At 67.0% G+C, this 21756-nt stretch carries 19 protein-coding genes; 14 read left to right on the forward strand and 5 right to left on the reverse strand.

All coding sequences use genetic code 11. The annotated features are described in order from the left end of the window. Positions 1-51: 51 nt before the first annotated feature. From ABZ887_RS00415 to ABZ887_RS00430, 4 genes are all read left to right on the forward strand, one after another. Entirely contained in the window at positions 52-270 is a 219-nt protein-coding gene (locus ABZ887_RS00415) for a hypothetical protein (protein ID WP_361281217.1), read from the forward strand. Positions 271-370: 100 nt separating this feature from the next. Continuing rightward, complete coding sequence (locus tag ABZ887_RS00420; protein WP_361281219.1) at positions 371-562, forward strand: hypothetical protein; 192 nt, start codon at positions 371-373, stop codon at positions 560-562. 165 nt (positions 563-727) lie between these two features. Continuing rightward, the gene (locus ABZ887_RS00425; RefSeq protein WP_361281222.1) at positions 728-1225 is read left to right on the forward strand and encodes a hypothetical protein; all 498 of its coding nucleotides are present in this window, start codon (positions 728-730) and stop codon (positions 1223-1225) included. A gap of 56 nt (positions 1226-1281) precedes the next feature. Then, on the forward strand, positions 1282-1644 hold the full coding sequence (locus ABZ887_RS00430) for a hypothetical protein (protein WP_361281224.1): 363 nt from the start codon (positions 1282-1284) through the stop codon (positions 1642-1644). A gap of 267 nt (positions 1645-1911) precedes the next feature. Here the strand turns inward: ABZ887_RS00430 and ABZ887_RS00435 are convergent, their stop codons facing one another. The 3 genes from ABZ887_RS00435 to ABZ887_RS00445 all read right to left on the reverse strand — a co-directional run bounded on the left by ABZ887_RS00435 (position 1912) and on the right by ABZ887_RS00445 (position 5221). Then, positions 1912-3060 carry a hypothetical protein gene (locus tag ABZ887_RS00435; RefSeq protein ID WP_361281226.1) on the reverse strand — a complete coding sequence of 383 codons (1149 nt, stop codon included), beginning with the start codon at positions 3058-3060 and terminating at the stop codon, positions 1912-1914. Positions 3061-3401: 341 nt separating this feature from the next. Continuing rightward, the gene (locus tag ABZ887_RS00440; protein WP_361281229.1) at positions 3402-4214 is read right to left on the reverse strand and encodes an alpha/beta hydrolase; all 813 of its coding nucleotides are present in this window, start codon (positions 4212-4214) and stop codon (positions 3402-3404) included. 197 nt (positions 4215-4411) lie between these two features. Then, on the reverse strand, positions 4412-5221 hold the full coding sequence (locus ABZ887_RS00445; RefSeq protein WP_361281231.1) for an IclR family transcriptional regulator: 810 nt from the start codon (positions 5219-5221) through the stop codon (positions 4412-4414). Between the two features lie 388 nt (positions 5222-5609). Between ABZ887_RS00445 and ABZ887_RS00450 the strand changes: the two genes are divergently transcribed. From ABZ887_RS00450 to ABZ887_RS00495, 10 genes are all read left to right on the forward strand, one after another. Then, positions 5610-6011: a Rid family hydrolase gene (locus ABZ887_RS00450; protein WP_361281233.1), complete on the forward strand. Its 402-nt coding sequence runs from the start codon at positions 5610-5612 to the stop codon at positions 6009-6011. Positions 6012-6020: 9 nt separating this feature from the next. Further along, a complete protein-coding gene (locus tag ABZ887_RS00455; protein ID WP_361281235.1) occupies positions 6021-7511 on the forward strand; it encodes an NAD-dependent succinate-semialdehyde dehydrogenase in 1491 nt (496 codons plus the stop codon). 38 nt (positions 7512-7549) lie between these two features. Then, positions 7550-8746 (forward strand): DUF3500 domain-containing protein, encoded by a 1197-nt coding sequence (locus ABZ887_RS00460; RefSeq protein ID WP_361281237.1) that lies wholly within the window; start codon positions 7550-7552, stop codon positions 8744-8746. Positions 8747-8758: 12 nt separating this feature from the next. Beyond that, positions 8759-10639 carry an FAD-dependent monooxygenase gene (locus tag ABZ887_RS00465; protein WP_361281239.1) on the forward strand — a complete coding sequence of 627 codons (1881 nt, stop codon included), beginning with the start codon at positions 8759-8761 and terminating at the stop codon, positions 10637-10639. Positions 10640-10661: 22 nt separating this feature from the next. Then, positions 10662-12080, forward strand: coding sequence for a fumarylacetoacetate hydrolase family protein (locus ABZ887_RS00470; RefSeq protein WP_361281242.1), 1419 nt, complete (start codon positions 10662-10664; stop codon positions 12078-12080). A 30-nt stretch (positions 12081-12110) separates the two neighbouring features. After that, positions 12111-12896, forward strand: a complete 786-nt coding sequence (gene hpaH, locus ABZ887_RS00475) for a 2-oxo-hept-4-ene-1,7-dioate hydratase (protein ID WP_361281245.1) — start codon at positions 12111-12113, stop codon at positions 12894-12896. Continuing rightward, the gene (locus ABZ887_RS00480) at positions 12881-13687 is read left to right on the forward strand and encodes an HpcH/HpaI aldolase/citrate lyase family protein (protein ID WP_361281247.1); all 807 of its coding nucleotides are present in this window, start codon (positions 12881-12883) and stop codon (positions 13685-13687) included. Before hpaH ends, ABZ887_RS00480 begins: the two co-directional genes overlap by 16 nt. A 556-nt stretch (positions 13688-14243) precedes the next feature. After that, entirely contained in the window at positions 14244-15149 is a 906-nt protein-coding gene (locus ABZ887_RS00485; RefSeq protein WP_361281249.1) for a subtype B tannase, read from the forward strand. Positions 15150-15218: 69 nt separating this feature from the next. Then, positions 15219-15473, forward strand: coding sequence for a hypothetical protein (locus tag ABZ887_RS00490; RefSeq protein WP_361281251.1), 255 nt, complete (start codon positions 15219-15221; stop codon positions 15471-15473). Positions 15474-15789: 316 nt separating this feature from the next. Then, positions 15790-19089 (forward strand): S8 family serine peptidase, encoded by a 3300-nt coding sequence (locus tag ABZ887_RS00495; RefSeq protein ID WP_361281253.1) that lies wholly within the window; start codon positions 15790-15792, stop codon positions 19087-19089. Positions 19090-19313: 224 nt separating this feature from the next. On the opposite strand, the gene ABZ887_RS00500 is transcribed toward ABZ887_RS00495, so the two are convergent. Further along, positions 19314-20201 (reverse strand): TIGR03620 family F420-dependent LLM class oxidoreductase, encoded by an 888-nt coding sequence (locus tag ABZ887_RS00500; protein WP_361281255.1) that lies wholly within the window; start codon positions 20199-20201, stop codon positions 19314-19316. A gap of 121 nt (positions 20202-20322) precedes the next feature. Further along, entirely contained in the window at positions 20323-21408 is a 1086-nt protein-coding gene (locus ABZ887_RS00505; RefSeq protein ID WP_361281258.1) for an alpha/beta fold hydrolase, read from the reverse strand. Between the last annotated feature and the right edge of the window lie 348 nt (positions 21409-21756).

Here is a 21756-nt window from a genome sequence, read left to right on the forward strand (position 1 = left end):
GTGTGCTTGAAGTTCCCGCATGAGGGAGTTAAGCGGCAGTCGGACGGAAGGTTGGAACTGCCGCTCAGCGACTTCTCCCGGGCGAGCGGAATCGACTTAGGCGACGACACCATGGCGAAGCAGCTGGCAGCGCGGAGAGCGGAGATCAGCCGTTACCTGACCGCCCACCTGCGCCCTACCACCCTTCAGGGCAAGGCATGGATCGTCGCTTTCGGCGACATCGTGCTGAGCCAGGCGGAGAAGGCCGCCACGGCCCCAACCGCGAACTGACTGTCCAGGCCACGCTCACCGCGCCCGATGGAGGCCACACCCGCCACTTCGTCCTCGGTTACGACGCGTCCTCCACCAGGTCGTCACCCACACCGTCCTGGTGTCGATCCGTCAGGACTGGGCCACGGGCCGCCATGTCGTCGACGGGGACGAGGGTCACACCGACTACATGTTCAGCATCCTCAACGAAGTGTTCGTTGGCACAAGCGCCACCGTGCATGTCACCGAGACGGTGACCGTCACTGTCACGCGAGCCGATGGCACGCATGAGACATTTTCGCCTGACGGCTGATTGCGAGCATCCCCGTCATGAGGGGGATGCCCTTGATGGCCACGAACCTATCCGCGCCGGCGGGCACTGCAAGCCGAGCGCACCAAAGTCCCCACCCCAGTGCAAGGCCGACGAACCGAAGTATTCGGTCGTTCTTACGATCAGCCGCGTGTCACTATGCAGGCCATGAGTGACAAGGTGGAGGAGCCCGAGGAGAGTTCCGAGCCGCGGCCGGTCGACCCCTTCGGTTTGGCTCGAGCGTTTCAGCCGCTGACGGACTACTACCGGACCACGGTGGCTGAGGCGTTGAGGCCGTTGGCCGAAACGGTCATTGTGACGAGAGGCATCAGCGAGGCGATCGGCAAGCAACTGGCCGAAGCAGCAGGCGTGAACGCGATGCTCCGCGAAACCCTCGCACCGCTGCACGAGCATTTCCGTGAGTACTGGGCGGGCGTCTTCGAGGGACTCGGCTCCCTGAAGGAACGGATCTACCCGCCGAACCTGCACGACGCCACGCCGTCGGTCGAAGAGTTCGAGGTGCTGTTGCTTGAAGAGGGCATCCCCCTGATGTGGGTGCCTGGCCCGAAGGTGGTCGTGCCCTCCTGGACGCACCCGACGCCGTTGAACGCCGCCGCATTATCGGGCGGCGCTGGAAGGGCATCATCAACGACTGCGAGGCCGTGATCGAGGACATTGGCCACCCTCGCCTACAGGAGTCGCGATGCTTTGCCCTTGACTGCGTGGTGGCACTGCGCGATGAGCACAGCAACGCGGCCCAGGCGCTCGCGGCCAACCTGCTCGACAGCTTGATGCGCGCCCACTTCGATGAGCCGGCCAGGAAGAAGCTGACGTTCAATAGGAAGGGCAAGGCCAAGTTTGATCTGAATGACTACCAGCTCCGGGTTGCCCTGACATTCGCGCCGGTCTGGTACGCACACGCCGAGTACTGGCCGAAGAATGGCGACCCGATCCCGCACGTGTTCGGCAGGCACCCGAGTGCGCATGGTGTGTCCCGCACGCAGTACTCACGGATCAACGCGGTCTACGGGCTCATGCTCGTCACGTCGGTGCTGAAGTTCTTCGACTTTGAATCGGAGCGGTAGCATCTGCTGCACCAAGCCACTCCTCAAGTGTCAAGGATGGCCACAGCTCCCAGACCGAGCAGGGACGGCTCTGTCATCGGAAGCGCATTCGATGTACGTGCCGGGCGTGGTGATCCTCGAGGCGGCGCTTCTCATCAGCGATGAGGTCTGCGCTGAACCGTCAGATTCTCTGGACCCGGCGCAGTTTGTGCTGCGGAACCCTGTGGTGGCAGGCGTTGGGCTGGTGCTGCTCTACTGCAGGGGCAGCCGCTGCGCCAATCTGCGCGGTTATCGTTCAGGATTGCCGAACTGCTTCTCCAGGGAACGACGGAGATCGGACGGGAAGCTGGGCGGACGGCCTGAAAAGTGGGCGAATACGTAGCGTCGCCCGCGGTCGGGATTGTGCAGGACTCCGATACCGGTGGTAGCCGTTCCCAGCTCCGCTCCAGCGTCGATGGCTTGGTGCTGACGCAGAGCTGTGTAGCAGCCCACCTCAGCCACGAAACCTTCCCCGTCGTTCCCGTACCGGCTGTCGTCGTATACGTAGAGGAAGGCAAACCGGTTTCCGCCTCCGCCGGGACCGATCGCTCGGAAGGCCTTCGGCCTTCGATCCGCTGCCACTGCCAGGAAGGTCTGCCGCATCTTGGCCCCTATCCTTGCCCGCGCGATGAGCGGAACGCGATCGAGTTGCTCAATGATTGTCAGGTACTCCACCGGATCCCACCCTGTGGCTCCGAGTGGATCGGCTACGCGCTCGATCAAGTCGTCGAACAGGGAGACTTCTTCGATCTCGCGGTGACTGACCTGCCCATGAGGGAGTCTGGGGAAGGCGGTCAGGCTGTCTCCCGATGCCTGGAGATCCGCTTCGGCCAGGGCGCGGTATCGACCGGACTCGCCGCCCAAGGGAACCTGAACCCCGCTGGCCAGAGAACGCTGCACGTAGGTGATGACCTCTGTCGTGGATCGCACCATACTGTGCAGCGCCAGCCAGTCGTGCAGCGAGATGAAGAGCGTGTCCGAGGAGGATGGGAAGACCGTTTTCGGATTCAGCGGGTGATCGATGATCACGATGGCGGGCCAAAGGCCAGCGTCGGGTAGATCGCGCTCGAACCCTCGGAGGGACTCAGCCCGTACGACCTCTCGAACCAGCGTCCGCCGAGTTCCGATGGCCTGACGTTGACCCGCCAAGCCATTCTTGAGGCTCCACGTCTGCGCCTTCTCAACTGAGTCTGCTGCGGCCGCAGATGGCTCGCGGCTCTTGACCTGCATGATCAGGCCGTCGCTCCCTGCGACCAGGAGACCGTCGCTGATCTCGCGGCTGCCACCGCCGCGGCGGATCTTGACAGGCTGGTAGACGAAATCGGGGACTCCGAGACCGCCGGCCAGTCGCCGGGCGTAGTCCTCAACGCCGTAGCCGTAGCTCTCTGGCTGCTGCATGGCACCATGGTGGGTGCACCTTGGGATCACAGCGAGTGGTTTTCCACCTGAGTGCGGCTGACGACTCTGTTTCTCCGCTGGCCGGTCCGACGGCCGATCTCGGCCAGGCAGGAGCGTGTCGAATCAGCCGCCGATCGCCGGGTGATCGAGAAACCATCACATCCGGTTCAGCGGGAGGCCGCGCGGAAAAGGGTCTGCTTCAGCAGACACCGCGCCGCGCGGCCGAGCCAACGTCCTGGCTCGCCGGTGCCGCCCCTGCACCGGCGCTACGAACCCAAAGGCGGGCACATCCTGGCCTTGGCCAGCGTCGCCGCCGCAGAGTCACCGCAAGAGATGAGCTCTCAGTGGCTCTTGAGGAACGACTCGATCTCGGTCGCGAGTGCTACGGGAACCTCGTCCATCGTGTAGTGCCCGGCAGTCGGGATCACCTGGAGCTCGAAGTTCGGGTACCACTGGCCGAACGTCTGTGTCATGAAGTCCGCGTTGAGATCCGGGTCGTTGGCGCCGATGATGACCTTGACCGGCACCTGGTTGCCGGCGATCTCCTCGTGGAAGTCGGTCTTGGCCCAGGAGTGCAGGTAGTCGGAGTACGCCTTGATGTCGGACTCGTCCACAGAGCGCTGCGTCATCGCGTCGAGCCAGGTGCCGGTGAGGTGGCCGCCGGTGGATCGGTCGATGATCGCTCGCCGCAGGTTCGGGTCGTTGACCGCACCGCTGAAGAACTGCCAGGTGGCGTCGTCGAAGGGAACGCCGCAGGCGGGAACCGGGGAGATACCCACAAGCGCGCGAACGCGGCTGGGGGCCTTCAGTAGCGCCTGCTGCATGACCGATCCCCCCATGGAGTGACCGATGATGGAGAAGGTGTCCCACCCGAGCTTCGTGGCGAGTTCCAGGACGTCGTCCGCGGCCTCGGCCACGGTGTGGACTCCGGCCTCATCCTTCCGGCTTCCATATCCGCGGTAATCCGGGAAGACATACTGGAACGACTCGCCGTCCAGGTGGGGGAGCAGCGGTCCCCATGCGTCGGCGCAGCCGAACCAGCCGTGCAGCACTACGACAGGGTGATCGCCGTGGCCAAGCAGGTGGGGCCGATCGTTCTGGGTGCTCATCGTCGCGATCTCCTCAGGTTTTTTCTCCGTGATCCGGCGGCTCACGGACTGCGACTCGGATGTTCGGCCGGGTAGATCTCAGCGCCGTCCAGCGCTGAAGGGTTCGCGCGTATTCGCGGCGTTTCCTGGCCGGTACTGGGGCCGGTCGGAACGTAACCCCGACATGGAATGGTCGTCATCGCGCCATTCCGATAGATGAACACGTGTCGCAGTCTTACGTCTGCGGCGGTGCGGACTGCTGGTCAGTCGGCGGTGGCCACTGAGGTGTGTGTGGCAAGGGCGGCTTCCGCGGAGAAGAGAGACAGCTCGATGCGGCTGGCGGCGCTCTCGAGTGCTTGGGCGACCTTCGGGATGCGGGCGGGCGGCATCCGGGCGGCCGGGGCTGCGATGCTGAGCCCGCCGATCGGCTGTTTGAAAGAGTTGAGGATCGGCTTGCCGACAGCGTAGACGTCGGGGGTCAGCTGGCCTTCGATGTAGGCGTATCCCCGTTCTCTGGAATCGGCCACCATCTGCCGCAGCTCAGCCTCGTCGATACCCCGCTCCGCGGCCAGAATGGGAGCGACGTCGTTGATGGCGGCCTCGCGCTGGGTCTCGTTGAGGAAGGCCAGGATCGCCAGGCCGCCGGCACCGAGACCGAGTGGCCGCCTGCTGCCGATGCGAAGGGTGACGACGCGGACGGGGGCGGGTCCGAAGACGCGGTCGAGACAGACCGCCTCAGAACCGCTTCGGAGAAAGAGGTAGGCGGTGTCGCCCATCTCGTTGGCCAGGCTGGTGACCGCCTCGCGGCTGCGCCCCCTGATGTCGAACTGCTGAGCCGCGGCTACACCGAGCTCGAATGCCAGGGGGCCCAGAGCGTACCGACCATCCGGTGCCGTCTGGCAGACGAGTTGCGCCGCGCGCAGCTGCTGCAACACCCGGTGCACCGATGAGTGGGGGAGCCCGCACCGCTGGCTGATGTGCGTCAGGGCCATGCCGCTTTCCCCGGTGCTGGCCAGGGTCTTGAGGATGACGACTGCGCGATTGAGTGAACCAGCGGGTTCCTCTTTGACCATGTTCCGGATAGTGGACCGCGCCGTCACGCATGTCAACCCGGCGCCATCGAGGGGCCAGAGAGCTGGGCTTATGTCGAGCTCAGAGGCCGTTCAAGAGGGTGCGTGCGGCGCGACGTGGCAGTGCCCGCGCCAGAGGTGGTTTCCGGTTATCGGAAATGCCTGGTGACGTGATGCTGCGGCGGCCCTTGAATGTGTGTCTCGACGCCGCCTGACCGAGACCGGCTGGGCTGCTTGAACCGATCCCGGAAGGGAGCGTGGCGACATTGGTGCCCTACGACCCGCTGGTCTCACGGACCACGCCCACGACTGTGGCGCTCCAACAGTGGTCCGCACTCCCGAGGCCGACCGCCGTCGTCGTGCGGCCTGGAGCTGAGGAGGTGGCTCGGCCATGACTCGGCGTACGAGCATCGACCTGCCCGGCTTCAGCCACGCCAACCCGATCCCGGCAGCCAGCCGAGTCGGCCCCTTCCTCGCCTCGGGGGCGATCACCGGTCGCGATCCGGAGACCCGCGAGATGCCGCCCGGTCTCGACGAGCAGTGTGCCCACGTCTTTCACCACGTCCGCACGTTGCTGGACGTCGCCGGTGCTACGACCGACGCCATCCTCAAGATGACGTTCCACCTCGTCGACTATCGCGATCGCGACGCGCTCAACCGCGAATGGCTCGCGATGTTCCCAGACCCCGCGAGCCGGCCCGCTCGGCAGGTGGTCGCGGCACAGCTCGACGGTGCCGCCCTCGTCCACTGCGACCTCCTGGCCGTCCTCACGGACACGCCGGAACGACCGTAAGGAAGCCAGATGACCCGTACCGACCCGACTCCGACCGACGAGGCCGGCCTGCTGTCGTCAGTGCGTGACGGCCTCTACATCGGTGGCCACTGGCGACCGGGTTCCGAAGGCGCCGGCCTCGACGTCACCGACCCGGCCACCGGAGAGACCCTCAAAACCGTCGCGAGTGCTTCCGTGGCCGACGGCACCGCCGCACTCGACGCGGCCTGCGAGGCGTTCCCCGCCTGGGCCGCCACCCCGTCGCGGGAGCGTGCCGAGCTGCTGCGCCGCGCCTTCGACCTCCTGATGGAGCGCAAGGAGGCCTTCGCGCTGCTGATGACGCTGGAGATGGGCAAGCCGCTCGCGGAGGCGCGCGGTGAGGTCGTCTACGGCGGGGAGTTCCTTCGGTGGTTCAGCGAGACCGCCGCTCATGTCCAGGGGCGTTACGGAGCCAACCCCGAGGGCACCGGCCGGATGATCGTCACCCAGCACCCGGTGGGTCCCTGCTACCTCATCACTCCCTGGAACTTCCCGCTGGCGATGGCCACGCGCAAGATCGCGCCCGCGCTGGCGGCCGGATGCACCGTGGTGATCAAGCCCGCGGCCCTCACACCGCTGACCACGATCTTCTTCGCGCAGCTGCTGGAAGACGCGGGCCTTCCTCCGGGTGTCGTGAACGTCGTGACCACCACCGCCTCCGGGCCGGTGTCGGACGCGATCATCAGCGACCCGCGCCTGCGCAAGCTGTCGTTCACGGGTTCCACCCCGGTGGGGCAGCAGCTGCTCGCGCAGGCCTCGACCGGTGTGCTGCGCACCTCGATGGAGCTGGGCGGCAACGCCCCGTTCGTGGTCTTCGAGGACGCCGACCTCGACAAGGCGGTCGACGGCGCGATGCTGGCGAAGTTCCGCAACATCGGACAGGCGTGCACCGCCGCGAACCGGTTCATCGTGCACTCCTCAGTGGTTGAGGAGTTCATCCGCCGCGTCACGGCGCGGGTCGACGCCCTCGGGGTCGGCCGCGGTACCGAGGAGGGCGTGACGATCGGCCCTCTGATCGATGCCAAGGCAGTGGCGAAGACCGACGAGTTGGTGCGCGACGCACTGGACCGGGGCGCGACCCTGCAGACCGGCGGCAAGCCGGTCGAGGGGCCGGGCACGTTCTACGCGGCGACGGTGCTCTCGGAGGTGCCGGCGAACAGCGCGCTGCTGCGCGAGGAGATCTTCGGTCCCGTGGTGGCCATCGTGCCCTTCGACGACGAGGACGAGGCGGTCGCCCTTGCCAACGGCACCGAGTACGGCCTGGTGTCCTACGTCTTCACCGAGTCCCTGGCCCGAGGTCAGCGCATGATCGAGCGGCTGCAGACCGGAATGATGGGCCTCAACGTCGGCGTGGTCTCCAACGCGGCGGCCCCCTTCGGCGGCTGGAAGTTCTCCGGGCTCGGCCGCGAAGGCGGAGATGAGGGCATCCACGAGTACCTCCAGACCAAGTACACCCTCACGCCTGACCCGTTCGGCCGCTGACTCGGCTCACGATCCCGGCACGCCCTCACGGAGAACCCATGACCGACCACACCACGGCCCTTCCCCCCATGAACCACGAGGCGCCGACCACCATCAAGCGGATGATGTTCTGCACGTGGGCGCTGCTGGACTCACTGAGCCCCGACCTTCGCGCCCAGATGCACATCCCTGCCATGGACGATCCGCGGCGGCTGGACTGGGACTTCATCCCCAAGCCGGACCGCACCGGCGTGCCGATGACGAAGCTCGACCATCACCAGCGCGTGTTGGCCCAGAGCCTGCTCAAGTCCGGTCTGAGCCTGCGCGGTTACAGCCAGGCGCTCGCCATCATGGCGACCGAGAACATGCTGCGCGAACTGGAGGTCGTCGAGCGCGGCTTCGGCGTCATCGCCGGCGAGTTCCGCGATCCGGACGCCTACTGGATCACCGTGTTCGGGCGCCCAGGGTTCGAGGACACGTGGGGGTGGCGGGTCATCGGCCACCACCTCTCGCTCAGCTTCACGATCGTCGCGCAGCGATACCTGACGATCACGCCCCTCGCCATGGGCGCCCAGCCGATGCCCGCGGGCGTACTGGACCCGCTCGGCCGGGAAAGGAGCATGGCGTTCGAGATCCTGGAGTCGTTCTCGCCGGACCTGCGGGCACAGGCGGTCATCCATGATGTCGCCCCGGCGGACTACGTCACCCGTCAGGTGCCGCTGGTCGGCGCCGAGGAGTGGCCGGACCACGTCGACCTCGGTATCGCCGGATACGAGACCACCGACCACGACCGGGAGCGGCTCCGCTTCGTCAAGGCCGCCCCGTCCGGAGTGAGCGGTGCCGATCTGGACGGCTCCCAACTGGCCGCGGTCCGTGAACTGCTGCTGCGCTACGTCGAGACGGGCCCCGAGGAGATCACCCGGCAGTACCGGGAGCAGGTGCTCGCCGAGGACCCCGCGAAGCTGTGCTTCGCCTGGGCCGGCGGAGTCAGGCCGGACACGGCCCACTACTACCGAATCTCGACCTCCGGCCTGCTGGTGGAGGCGGACAACGCGGTGGCCGCCGGCCAGCACAAGCACACGGTCTGGCGCGACCTCAACAACGACCTCGGCCATGACCTGCTGCTCGACCACTACGCCCAACACGGCGCCAACGGCGAGCACTTGCAGCGCCGCCTCGTTTCGAACCGTCCCACCGAGGACGCACCTGCCGCGACCGACTCCTGGTACGTGCCCCAGGTCTACAAGAAGCACTGAAGGGATCGACCGATGCAGTTCCATCACCACGGCTACGTCACCACCGACCCGCGGATCCAGCCGGCAGCCGGGATCGGCCTCGACCGCCCCGAGGATCTCCCCGACGAGGTCGATGTCCTGATCGTCGGCGCGGGCCCCGCCGGCACTCTGCTGTCGGCGCAGCTCTCGCAGTACCCGACGATCAACGCGCGCCTGATAGAGCGCCGCCCGGGCCGACTGGAGTTCGGCCAGGCCGACGGCATTCAGGCCCGCAGCGTCGAGACCTTCCAGGCCTTCGGCTTCGCCGAGCGGGTCATCGCCGAGGCCTTCAACCAAACCGCGATGAACTTCTGGGCCTCCGACCCCGAGGACCCCTCGCGGATCATCCGCACCCAGCGCGCCCCCGACGACCCGGACGGGTTCAGCGAGTTCCCCCACCTCATCATCAACCAGGCGAGGGTCATCGACTACCTCGCCGAGGCGGCGGTCTACGGGCCCGGCCGGATCAAGCCCGACTTCGGCTACGAGTTCCTCGACCTCAAGGTCGTGCAGGGCGAGGAGTATCCGGTGCGGGCGCGCGTTCGGCACACCGCCGGTGAGAACGAGGGCCAGGAGCGCACGATCCTCGCCAAGTACGTGGTCGGTGCCGACGGCGCCCGCAGCGCGGTCCGCGAGGCGCTCGGCATGCGGCTGGAGGGGAAGCAGGCGATGCACGCCTGGGCGGTCATGGACGCCCTGACCGTGACCGACTTCCCCGACATCCGCATGAAGTGCCAGGTGCAGACTCCCCACGGCGGTGTCCAGCTGATCCCCCGCGAAGGCGGATACCTCTACCGCATGTACGTGGACCTGGGCGAGGTCACCTCCGAGGAGAGGGGCGCAGTCCGCAAGACCACGGTCGAAGCCGCGATCGCCAAGGCGAACCAGATCATGCACCCGTACACCCTCGACGTCCGGCACGTGCCCTGGTTCAGCGTCTACGAGGTAGGGCACCGCCTCACGCCGAAGTTCGACGACGTCCCGCGCGCAGAGATCGGCACGCGCGCGCCGCGGGTCTTCATCGCCGGGGATGCCTGCCACACGCACAGCGCGAAGGCGGGCCAGGGCATGAACGTGTCGATGCAGGACACCTTCAACCTCGGCTGGAAGCTCGGCCAGGTGCTCACCGGTCTCAGCCCCGAGAGCCTGCTCGACACCTACGCCGTGGAGCGCGAGGAGGTCGCCCAGAACCTCATCGACTTCGACCGCGAGTGGTCGGAGATGTTGACCAAGGACCCGAAGGAAATCCCCTCGGACGAACTGGCCGAGTTCTACGTCAAGACCGCGCAGTTCCCAGCTGGGTTCCGCACCCACTACAAGCCGTCCATGGTCACCGGCGAGGACACCCACCAGGACCTCGCGACCGGATTTCCGATCGGCAAGCGGTTCCACTCCGCCCCCGTCGTCCGCGTCGCCGACGCCAACCCGATGGAACTCGGGCACCACGCCAGCGCCGACGGCCGCTGGCGCATCTACGCCTTCGCCGACGGGGCCACCGAGACCAGCTCGGTGGCCCTGCGGGACTGGGCCGAGTGGCTCCACGACTCGCCCGAATCTCCCGTCGTTCGTCACACCCCCGTCAATGACGAGTTGGACGCGCTCTTCGACGTCAAGGTCGTCTACCAGGGCACCTACGAGACGGTCGACATCGGTGGAGTCCCGCCGCTTTTCCTGCCCCGCAAGGGGCCCTGGGAGCTGATCGACTACGAGAAGGTCCACGCCACCGACCCGGAGCGGGACTTCTTCGAGCTGCGCGGCATCGCCCGCAGCGGCTGCGTCGTCGTCGTACGGCCCGACATGTACGTCGCGCACGTCCTGCCGCTCAGCGCCCGCACGGAGCTGAGCGACTTCTTCGCCCGCTCCATGCGCCGATAGCCCGCGAGTACGGCGGAAGGGGATGACCATGAAGACCGATGGCCCGTGGGAGAAACACCCGGGGAAGATCATCACCGTGCGTGCGGATCACGCCGCGAGGACGCGGGAGGGTGGCGGACACCCGGCGCGGCTGTCCTACTCTCTCAAGCCGTCCAGCTCCGCGGCCACCTCGGGAGGGCAGGCGGAGATCCCCCCGGGGATCGAACAGCTGACGTGCGAGCCTGGGATCACTCTGGTGATGGGAGCCACGGCACGCTCCGTCAGCCGCGCCGAGGCATGGAGCCGTGTCGGCTGGGTCACCGCTGGCGTCGACCTCGGGCTGTCCGAGCCGGGAGCCAACGACGATGTCTCCTTGCTGCGTTCGAGGGGCCGTGACGGATTCACACCGCTGGGCCCCGCGTTCGTGGCAGCCGGCGAAGTCGATCCGTCCGGGCTCCGCGTCCGCACCTGGGTCAACGGGCAGCTCGTCCAGGAAGACACCAGCGCTGCCTTGCCGTTCGGATTCGACCAAGTCGTCGCCGACCTGTCCCAGCACATCACTCTCGAGCCGGGTGACGTCATCCTCGCCCCCTCGACCGCAGGCTCCGTCTTGTTGGAGCCCGGAAGCATGGTCGCCGTCGAGGTGGATGCCCCGGAGGCGTCGGGCGCCCCGACCTCGGGCGCGCTGCGTACCACTGTGACCCAGCAGGACACTCCGCTCGATCCCACCCTCGGATCGCTGTCGACGTACCCGGCAAACCTCGGGACGTTGCGGCCTGAGGTGCGGGAGAAGCTGGCCATGGCCCCGGTCGCAGGTCTGTCGGCTCAGCTGCGCAAGCGGGGTCTGGAGAACGTCTTCATCGACGGCCTTCGCCCGCTGACCCCGGGGGAGAGCTTTGTCGGCACCGCACGGACGCTGCGCTTCGTGCCGAATCGTGAGGACCTGTTCAAGAAGCACGGAGCCGGATACAACGCACAGAAGCGGGCCTTCGACTCGGTTGAGCAGGGTGAGGTGCTCGTGATCGAGGCGCGCGGGGAGACCGGCTCGGCCACCCTCGGCGACGTACTGGCCATCCGCGCCTGGGCCCGTGGTGCCGCGGCGATCGTCACCGACGGCGGGGTTCGCGACAGCGCGGCGGTGGCCGCCGTCGGAATCCCGGTGCACTATGCCGGACCGCACCCCGCCGTCCTGGGGCGCAAGCACGTGCCGTGGGACGCCGATCTCACCATCGCCTGCGGAGGCGCCACCGTGCAGCCGGGCGATGTCATCGTCGGTGACGCCGACGGTGTGATCGTGATTCCGCCCGCTCTGGCGGAGGAGGTCGCGGATGCGGCACTCGCCCAGGAGGACGAGGACGCCTGGATCGCCGAGCAGGTCAAGGCAGGCCATCCGGTCGACGGATTGTTCCCCATGAACCCCGAATGGCGGGCCCGTTACGAAGAGTGGCGCGCGAGCCGATAAGCCAGAGCAGCCAGGATTGAAGGAGTGCGCATGCTGCCCCCCGACACGATCACCGGGCTCGCCGCCGAGCTCGCCACCGCCGACCGCGAGCGATCCGTGATTCCCCGGATCACCGGCCGATATCCGGAGGCCACGGTCGAGGACTCCTATGCCATCCAGGCGGTGTGGCGGGACAGCAAGCTGGCCGACGGCCGCCGCCTGGTGGGCCGCAAGATCGGGCTCACCTCCAAGGCGATGCAGTCCGCCACCGGCATCACCGAGCCCGACTACGGCGTCATCTTCGACGACACCGTCTGGGAGACCGGTTCGGTGATCCCCTTCGACGACTTCTCCAACGTCCGCATCGAGGTCGAGCTCGCTTTCATGCTCGAGACGCCCCTCGAAGGACCGCACTGCACCATCTTCGACGTCCTGCGGGCCACCGAGTACGTCGTGCCGGCCCTTGAGGTGCTCAACTCCCACATCGAGTTGGAGGGGCGCACCATCGTCGACACCATCGCGGACAACGCCGCCTACGGCGGTGTGGTGGTCGGCGGCAACCCGACCCCGCCCCACGCCGTCGACCTGCGCTGGATCTCCGCGCTGCTCTACCGCAACGAGACCATCGAGGAGACCGGCGTGGCGGCGGGTGTGCTCAACCACCCCGCCGCCGGTGTCGCGTGGCTGGCCAACAAACTGCACCAGCACAAGACCCGGCTCGAAGCCGGAGAGCTCATTCTCGCCGGCTCCTTCACCCGGCCCATGTGGATTTCACGCGGCGACAGCGTGCTGTGCGACTACGGACAGATGGGAACCATCACATGCCGCTTCCAGTGACCCCGCCCGCGACAGTCCCCACCCTGCGCGACGCGATCCGTTCGTCAGACCGACCGCTCGCGGGGATGTGGGTGTGCAGCGGCAGCCCGCTCGTCGCCGAGATCTGCGCCGGCGGTGGCCTCGACTGGCTGCTGATCGACATGGAGCACAGCCCCAACGGTCTCCAGTCGATCCTCGCGCAGCTCCAGGCGGTTGCCGCCTACCCGGTCGTCCCCGTCGTGCGTATCCCCGAGGCCGACCCCGTCGTGATCAAGCAGGTACTCGACCTGGGCGCCAAGAACATCCTGGTGCCGATGGTCAACTCGGCCGAGGAGGCGCGCGCCGTCGTGGAAGCCGCCCACTACCCGCCGCTCGGCAGGCGTGGCGTCGGCTCCGCCCTTGCCCGGTCGGCCCGATGGAACCGCATCGACAACTACCTCACAAACGCGGCAGCACACGTCTCGGTCTTCGTCCAGATCGAGACGGACGAGGCCGTCGACGCCGCCGCGGAGATCGCGGCGACCGATGGCGTCGACGGTGTCTTCGTCGGACCGTCCGACCTCGCCGCGTCGATGGGTTACCTCGGAGAGCAGACCCACCGCGAGGTAACGGCAGCCGTGCGCCGGGCCTTCGCCGACGTCATCGCCAAGGGGATTCCCGTCGGCGTCAACGCTTTCGTCCCCGAGGTCGCCGACGACTACGTCGCGGCCGGGGCGTCCTTCGTTCTCGTCGGCGCGGACGTCGCGCTGTTGGCCCGAGGATCGGAGGCGTTGGCAGCCCGCTTCGTGAAAACGGAGGGCGATGCTCAATGAGCAGGTTGTCCAGTAGTAGCGTCGCCGGATCGCCACCCTCGCCGCCATCGATTGCGACAATATTGCTGACGATTTCGCTGACTATTTGACTGGCCTGTAGGGCGTACGTGGCGGTTGCTCCAGCGCAGGGCTCCGGACGGCGGGTGGCCGGTTCCTTTCGTTTCACTGGATGCACATAAGAAATCTTCAGCAACGGCTGTTGCACTCCAACTGTGCCCGCACCCCACTGCGTACGGCACGGAGCAGGTTTCCAGGAACCGCGAGGACGGGAGACGGAAGTGCAGCGCAGGACAGTGGTCATGGGTCTCACCGCGGCAGTCGCGGTGCCGGCGGCCGGATTCGGCTTCAGGGCCCAGGCCGAGGGCAACGCCGCCGTACCATCGGCCTCCATGGATCCGTCGTTGGTCTTCGACCCGGACAACTACAGCGAACTCACCACGAGATCACGGATGCCGACGGCAGCGCTCACGAGGTGGTCTACCGCTTCTACAAGGTGGCCTCGTACGTAGCGAATCCGGTTGACGCCACGTAACAATCCCTCAACGTCAGCGTCCCCATGCAGATCGACGGCACCGCAGTGGAAGCCGCCGGCGCTCCGATTCTCTTCGTGAACGGCGTCGGTGGGTACATGCCGTCGTCCGTGGCCGGCAACACGAGTATCGGAGGGAACCCGTTCGGTGGCGGGACCAGCCGTGGCCAACTGGCCCTGGCCGCTGGGTACGTCGTCGTCGAGGCCGGCGCTCGCGGCCGTTCCCCGGTCGATTCCGGCGGCGTGTACTACGGAACCGCGCCCGCTGCGATCGTCGATCTCAAGGCCGCCGTGCGTTACGTGAAGTCCAACAAGGGGCGCATCCCCGGCAACGTCGAGCGGATCGTCACCTCTGGCACGAGCGCGGGCGGTGCCCTGTCGTCTCTTCTCGGCGCCTCCGGCGGAAGCCCGCTCTACGACTCCTACCTGGCCGAGTTGGGCGCGGCCGACGCCTCCGATGCTGTCTTCGCCGTCGGAGCCTGGTGCCCGATCATCGACCTGAAGCACGCCGACATGGCGTACGAGTGGTGCTACGGCTCCTTCCCGCTGCCCAGCGGATCGCTTGCCGACCAGAGCCTTTCCAAGGAACTGAGCACCGCCTATGGCGACTACCTGGCCTCCTTGAAGCTGAAGGCCAAGGGTTTCGGAACCCTCACCACCCGCAACCTTGATGAGTACCTGGTCGGGACCCACTTGGAGCCCTCCGCCACCAAATATCTCTCGGCCCTTTCGGGAACCGATCGTGAGACCTACCTGACGGAGAACACGACCATCGGGTGGTCCGACGGCAAGGCGTCCTTCGCCTGGACCGACTTCCTCACCCACCAGGGAAGTCGCTCGAAGGACGTCCCCTCGTTCGACGACTTCGCCCTGTCCACACCCGAGACCAACCTCTTCGGCACCGGCACCACCAAGGCGCGGCACTTCACCTAGTTCAGCCTGCGTCACGACAGTGGTGACAGCGCCCGCCTCGACGCCGACATCCCCACCAAGCTCAACCTGATGAACCCGATGTACCACCTCGTCGAGGACGTCAACCGAGGCCGGGCCAAGCACTGGTGGATCCGTGTCGGCGCCGAGGACAGTGCTACGTCGCTCTCGGTGGTCGGCAACCTCCATGCCCGTCTGAAGAACTTGGGTGACGACGTCGACACGTCCTACTACTGGGACGCCGGCCACGGTGCCGACGAGGATCCCGGCGACTTCATCAAGTGGATCGCCCGTGTGACCGGCTACAAGTGGGGCGTCACGCGGTAAAGGCTGCTCCGACGCCCGGAGTCTCCTGCCCGGTCACGTCGGGCAGGACTCTTCGCGGGATGCTCCTCCCGAGCTTCGAGTTCTCTACTGCGAATGCAGTACATGCCGCATTGTCAAGAGCTGCCCTGACGAACTGACCCTCCTCTTCCTGCTGGAATCACAGAATCCCCATAGGAAAGTTGCTGTCTGTTCTCTTTGCACGTGGTGGGGCGACGGCATGATCGATCCAGTCTCTTAACTCTCAAGTACTTCATGGGGTTTGAGAGACGCCGGGCGTACAAAGTGGCGCCCTGGTTCGATCCGTGCAAGGAATCGCATGCCTACCACCCCCCACGTCTCCCCGAATCCGGGTGTGAGACGCACAACCCGCATAGCCATGGCCGCCGGTCTGGCCGCCATCCTCACTACGAGCGGACTGATACCCCTGGCCTTCGCCACCGAGGGCCCTTCCGCAACCGGGACCGCCGAGACGTCCAAGTCCGCGCGCGACAAGCTCGGTTCGGCGGATGCCGAACAGCTCGCCGAAGCCAAGTTCACCGGCGAGAAGAACGTCACGATGATGATCGCCACCGCTCCCGGGAAGACCGAGCAGGTCGCCAAGGAGCTGGATGCGATCAAGGGAGGCTCTGTCGGCCGCAGTTACGACAGGCTCGGCTACGTCCGGGCCACCGTCCCGACCGGCCGGGCGGACGCGGCCATCAAGGCCGCGACCAAGCTGTCGTCGGTGCACGGCATCGACCTGCGGCGCGAGATTCCGCTCGAGGACCCGCTCCCCGACACGCGGGCTGTCAAGGGCACTGCCACGAAGGCGACTTCGAAGACCTACCCGGCGCCCGGCAAGGACACCCCGGCAGAGAATCCGTACAACCCGTCCTTTGAGACGGGCGCCGTCGACTTTGTGAAGAGGAACCCGGAGGCAGACGGCCGAGGTGTCACCATCGGCGTTCTCGACACGGGTGTCGACCTCGCGAGCCCCGCGCTGCAGAAGACGACCACGGGCGAGCGGAAGATCGTCGACTGGGTGACGTCCACCGACCCGGTCGTCGACGGTGACGGCACCTGGCAAGCGATGACGGCTGCGGTGTCAGGTACCAACTTCACTTACGACGACCAGAGTTGGACGTCGCCGGCGGGCTCACACCGCATCAGCGTCTTCCGGGAGTCCGTGACCGCCGGCGGCACCGTCGAAGAAGGCGAGCCCGACGGCGATGCGAATCGCGACGGCGACACCACCGACAGCTGGGGCGTCCTCTACGACCCGCAGGCCGGCACGGTGACCGTCGACCTGAACAACGATCACGACTTCACCGACGACACTCCGATGAAGCCGTACAAGGACGGCCACCAGATCGGCTGGTTCGGTACCGACAACCCGAACACGGCCATCGCGGAGCGGCAGCCGTTCGTCGTGGAGATCCGCAAGGACGTCCCGATGGACCCGATGGGCGGCGATTGGGTCGGCAAGAAGTCCGACTTCGTCAACATCGGCGTCGTCAACGAAGCTCACGGGACCCACGTCGCCGGCATCGCCGCGGGTAACGGCCTGTTCGGCGGCAAGATGAACGGTGCCGCCCCGGGCGCACAGATCGTCTCCTCCCGTGCCTGTCTCTTCGGCTCCGGCTGCACCAACGTGGCACTGTCCGAGGGCATGATCGATCTGGTCGTCAACCGTGGTGTCGACGTCGTCAACATGTCCATCGGCGGCCTGCCCACGCTGAACGACGGCCAGAGTGCGTTCGCCGAGCTGTACAGCCGTCTGATCGATACCCACGGCGTCCAGTTCGTGCTGTCGGCAGGCAACTCCGGCCCGGGCGCCAACACCATCGAGGACCCCGGCCTGGCCGACAAGGTGATCTCGGTCGGCGCAGGCGTGTCCAAGGAGACCTGGGCCGCCAACTACGGCTCTGAGGTGGAGAGGAAGTACGGGCTGTTCACCTTCTCCTCCCGCGGCCCGCGCGAGGACGGCGGTTTCACCCCGACGGTCGTCGCCCCCGGTTCGGCGGTGTCCTCCATCCCGTCGTGGATGCCCGGCGCCCAGTCGTACAAGAACCTGACGGGCTGGGACCTGCCACCCGGGTACGGCATGTACAACGGCACGTCGATGGCCTCCCCGCAGACGGCGGGCGCGAGCGCGCTGCTGCTGTCCGCCGCGAAGCAACAGCACACCGAGCTCAGCCCGCAGCAGCTGCGCACGGCCCTGACCTCGACTGCCCGCCACAGCAAGGGACTTCAGGCCTACGAAGAGGGCGCGGGCCGCATCGACATCCCCGCCGCCTGGAAGGCGATCCAGAAAGGCGTGAGCGCCCACGACTACAGCGTCAAGGCCCCGGTCGACACGGCACTCGACCAGGAGCTGAAGACGCCGGGCTTCGGCACCGGGATCTACGACCGCGAGGGCGGCCTGAAGGCCGGCCAGAAGAAGACGTACGACGTCACCGTCATGCGTACCTCCGGTCCCGACGAGCCGGTCCTGCACATGCTGCGGCTGAAGAACAACAAGGCCCGCACGTTCTCGATTCTCGGCTCGCAGACGGTGGCACTGCCGTTGAACCAGCCGGTGACCGTCAAGGTCCAGGCCGCGCCGTCGTCCGCGGGCATCAAGAGCGCCCGTCTGGAGATCGACGATCCGGCCACCGTGGGCGTCGACAAACAGGTCATGACGACCGTGGTGGTCTCCACCCCGGTCGAATACACCTACTCGGTCTCGGGTTCGGTACAGCGCAACAGCGCCAAGACCTACTTCGTGACCGTTCCCGAGGGAGCCAGCGCGTTGGAGGTCGTGCTTGGCGGTCTGAAGGAGGGCAGTTGGACGGTGGCGAGCGCGATCCAGCCGTACGGCATCCCCGTGGACGAGGATGATCCCGACAGCCCGGATGTGGCCACGTACACGAATCCACAGGCTGGTGTCTGGGAGATCGTGGTCCAGTCGTACTTCGCCTCGGAACAGCTCGACAATCCCTACGACCTCGATGTCGTCGTGTACGGCGCCACCTTCGCCCCGGAGACCGTCACGCTGCCCGAGGCCAAGGCAGGCACACCGTCCGCGGTCTCCTGGACGGCGACGAACAACTACGCGGCCGTCGAGGCGGGCACCGTCAAGGGCGGCTCCCTCGGCTCCTCGAAGGGGACACGTCCGACCATCGCCACGGGCGAGAAGCAAACCACCACCGTCGAGGTGCCCGAGGGCACCGCATCCCTGGATGTAGCCATTGGCAACCCGGCCGATGCGGCCGCCGACCTGGACCTGGCCGTCTACGACGCCGATGGCAACCTGCTGGGCTGGGACGCGGACAGCGATGCCGACGAGTCCGTCTCGGTCACGAAACCGGCCGCCGGCACCTACACGATCGAGGTACTGGGCTACGACGTCCCGTCCGGCTCGACGGCCTACGACTACCGCGACGTGTTCTTCTCAACCGCCCTCGGTTCGCTCACCGCGGACGACCTGGGAGCGGTGAAGCTCGCCAACGGCGACTCGACGACCGTGTCCGCCCATGTCACCGCTGCGGCAGTGGCCCCTGAGGGCCGTGAGCTTTTCGGCTTGGTGCACCTGCTCACCGACCGCGGGACACCCGTGGGCGAGGGCACAGTGAAGATCCGCAAGGTCACGCCGTAGCCGCAGGCGGCACCGTGCATGACCCGCATCTGTGATCCGCACCCTGATGCTCGGGACAACTTCGAGTCTCCCGAGCATCAGGGTGTTGCCATTGCCGGACGGTATCCCTCAGCCGACGAGAAACCCGGCATACAACGGCACGACCGCTGCCCCACATTCGACAGCAGGGCTCTCAGTGGCGAAGCCAAGCATGCGGACAGCGACACACACCCGCATGCTGCCCCTTACTTCGCCCTGTCCGGCCTGAGCCCGTCCGCGATGAATCCGAGGCGACGCCACTGCTCCCGCGGAAACGCCTTCAGCCCTCCCGAAGCGAGCACCTGGAGGCAGACATGGTCGGCGCCGGCGGCGAAGTGCTCGTCCACCCGGCGTTTGATCGCCTCCTCGTCGCCCCAGGCGATCAGGGCGTCGAACAACCGGTCGCTGATACCCGCGATGTCCTCGGCGGAGAACCCCAGGCGTCGCACGCTACCGGCGTAATTCGGCAGGGCGAGGTAGCCGCGTAGCCAGTCCGTCCCGATGGCCCGGGCCTCGTCCACGTCCGCGCAGAGGATGACCGTCTGTTCCACCAGGACGAGTGCGTCCTCGCCCAGCGCTTCGCGGGTTCGCCGGGTGTGCTCCGGAGTGACGAGGTAGGGGTGAGCTCCTCGGGCCCGCTTGGCCGCCAGCGCCTGCATTTTCGGGCCGAGAGCGGCGAGCACGCGTGCGTCGGTCGGCACCGGCGGGTCGGCGGCGTCCAGGCCGTCCAGGAAGGACTCCATGGCCGCCAGCGGCCGACGGTAGCGACCCGGCTGGGACGCGTCGACCACGGGACCATGGCTGACTCCGATGCCCAGCAGGAACCTGCCTCCATGAGCGGCGGACAGCGACGAGTAGGCGGAGGCGGTCTCCGCGGGAGTGTGATTCCAGAGGCTCAACACGCCCGTCGCGACGGTCATTTCACGAGTCGCCGCCAGGAGCCTGTCCGCCGCGTCGAACACCGGCCCGCCCCCGTCCGGAAACCAGATCCCGGTGTATCCCAACTCCTCGAGTTCGGCCGCCGCCTCCGCGGCTTCGGCCGGGTCCGCGCTCCCCAGTGGGATGCTCCAGACACCCACTCCTGAAAGGTTCATGGACATCCTCTCGTCTTCTGTATCGCACGCCTACGACGTCGAGACCCATGACGGCGCACCGTGCTCTCGGACAGTTTTCCAACCGAGTTGGCCGGTTCAACGTGGACAGGCAGGCACCTGGCTACCGCCCTTGCCGGTCGAGCCAGGCGAAGGCCTCGTCCTGCATCTCCCGGGCGAAGACATGGCCCAGCCCCGGCCAGCTCTTCGTTCCGAGGTGCCCAGCCGCGCGCTGTGACGCCCAGACCGTCCGCATCTTGGCGTACGCCGCTGTCACGCCCGCGCCGGCGAACGCCGGGTCATCCTCGCCGTTGAAGAACAGCAGGGGCTTCGGCGCCGCGATGCTCGCCACGTCCGGCATGTCGAGATGACGGTTCAGGCCGGGATGCTGCATGAAGAACGCGGACTGCCCGAGGTCCGTGAAGGGGCTCGGCACCATCATTTCCCTGACCGTGGTCATGCAGGACACGGCTACAGCCGCGGAGATGTGATCCGACAGGGCGGCGACCTGCCAGGCCCGGAATCCACCCATGGAGAAGCCCACCGCCGAGATCCTCTTGGCGTCGACTTCGGGGAGCGACGCGAGGAAGGCTGCGGCTCGCAGGTCCTCCCGGGCGACGAGGCCGGCCATGGACGAGCCCAGGTTGAAGAAGTTGCTGGCCAGCGCCTGCTGCCCGTCGGCGCTCAGACCGGACCTGTCACCCCAGCCCAGGGCGTCCACACAGAGCACTGCGTACCCACGAGCGACGAGTTCGTCTCCGACGAAGCGGCCCCCGTACATCTCGTCGGCCCAGGAGCGCGCCGACTCCAGCCGTGTGTCGTCGTACCACGGCCGGATCAGCTTCTCCTTGCCGATGTCGAACTTCGAGCCGTGATCGTGCAGGAGAAGTACGGCGGGGAAGGGGCCGGGGCCGTTGGGAAGCAGCATCGTGGCGTGAACACGGCTGTACTGCGTCACGTTGAAGACGAGGGAACGTCGGCGGTGGCCGTCGGCCGCCTGGTCGTCGATGATCTCGGGGTCGAACCGCGTGGTGTCGACGGGCTGGATGAGAAACTCCTCGACCTTGCTACGGGCGGCCCTTCGCCAGGCACGAAAACTCCTGGCCCGCGACTTCTCCCAGCTCAGCGGAAACGTGAGTTGGTCCTTGAGGTGTTCGTAGAAGGCCGGAAAGCTCCCCGGCACAACTCCGGGAGACTCGAAGGCAGCCATTGGGGCAGCCCCGGAGAGAGGGGCCACGGGGGACGGTCCCGCGGGACGCGTGGCCGCTTCCGCCAAGCGTGGCTGAAGCAGTGCCAATGGTGCCGTCAGAACAAGGGTCCGTCGTTTCATCTGGTGATTACCGCCCAACAGGCAGGTTGTAGGGGCTGAGCAGGATCATGTCGGTGCGGACCCAGGGCCGACCGGGGAAGGAGCGCCTTGGTGAACTGGGCGTCCAACAGGGCGGCGATGCCGGCCCCGTTTCGTTGATCGCAGACTTCGGGGGCCGCGATGACGCACCCTCCGGAGGCGATGCCCTGGGTCCATGGACCCAGGGGCGCATTGGCCTACCCCGATGGC

Source organism: Streptomyces sp. NPDC047061 (assembly GCF_040643955.1).
Lineage (GTDB): Bacteria > Actinomycetota > Actinomycetes > Streptomycetales > Streptomycetaceae > Streptomyces.

Coding starts and splice junctions, on each gene's coding strand:
- ABZ887_RS00425 (WP_361281222.1), top strand. CDS start 728: ATGAGTGACAAGGTGGAGGAGCCCGAGGAGAGTTCCGAGCCGCGGCCG.
- ABZ887_RS00435 (WP_361281226.1), bottom strand. CDS start 3,060: ATGCAGCAGCCAGAGAGCTACGGCTACGGCGTTGAGGACTACGCCCGG.
- ABZ887_RS00445 (WP_361281231.1), bottom strand. CDS start 5,221: ATGGTCAAAGAGGAACCCGCTGGTTCACTCAATCGCGCAGTCGTCATC.
- ABZ887_RS00450 (WP_361281233.1), top strand. CDS start 5,610: ATGACTCGGCGTACGAGCATCGACCTGCCCGGCTTCAGCCACGCCAAC.
- ABZ887_RS00455 (WP_361281235.1), top strand. CDS start 6,021: ATGACCCGTACCGACCCGACTCCGACCGACGAGGCCGGCCTGCTGTCG.
- ABZ887_RS00460 (WP_361281237.1), top strand. CDS start 7,550: ATGACCGACCACACCACGGCCCTTCCCCCCATGAACCACGAGGCGCCG.
- ABZ887_RS00465 (WP_361281239.1), top strand. CDS start 8,759: ATGCAGTTCCATCACCACGGCTACGTCACCACCGACCCGCGGATCCAG.
- ABZ887_RS00470 (WP_361281242.1), top strand. CDS start 10,662: ATGACCATGAAGACCGATGGCCCGTGGGAGAAACACCCGGGGAAGATC.
- hpaH (WP_361281245.1), top strand. CDS start 12,111: ATGCTGCCCCCCGACACGATCACCGGGCTCGCCGCCGAGCTCGCCACC.
- ABZ887_RS00480 (WP_361281247.1), top strand. CDS start 12,881: ATGCCGCTTCCAGTGACCCCGCCCGCGACAGTCCCCACCCTGCGCGAC.
- ABZ887_RS00485 (WP_361281249.1), top strand. CDS start 14,244: ATGCAGATCGACGGCACCGCAGTGGAAGCCGCCGGCGCTCCGATTCTC.
- ABZ887_RS00490 (WP_361281251.1), top strand. CDS start 15,219: ATGAACCCGATGTACCACCTCGTCGAGGACGTCAACCGAGGCCGGGCC.
- ABZ887_RS00495 (WP_361281253.1), top strand. CDS start 15,790: ATGCCTACCACCCCCCACGTCTCCCCGAATCCGGGTGTGAGACGCACA.
- ABZ887_RS00500 (WP_361281255.1), bottom strand. CDS start 20,201: ATGAACCTTTCAGGAGTGGGTGTCTGGAGCATCCCACTGGGGAGCGCG.
- ABZ887_RS00505 (WP_361281258.1), bottom strand. CDS start 21,408: ATGGCTGCCTTCGAGTCTCCCGGAGTTGTGCCGGGGAGCTTTCCGGCC.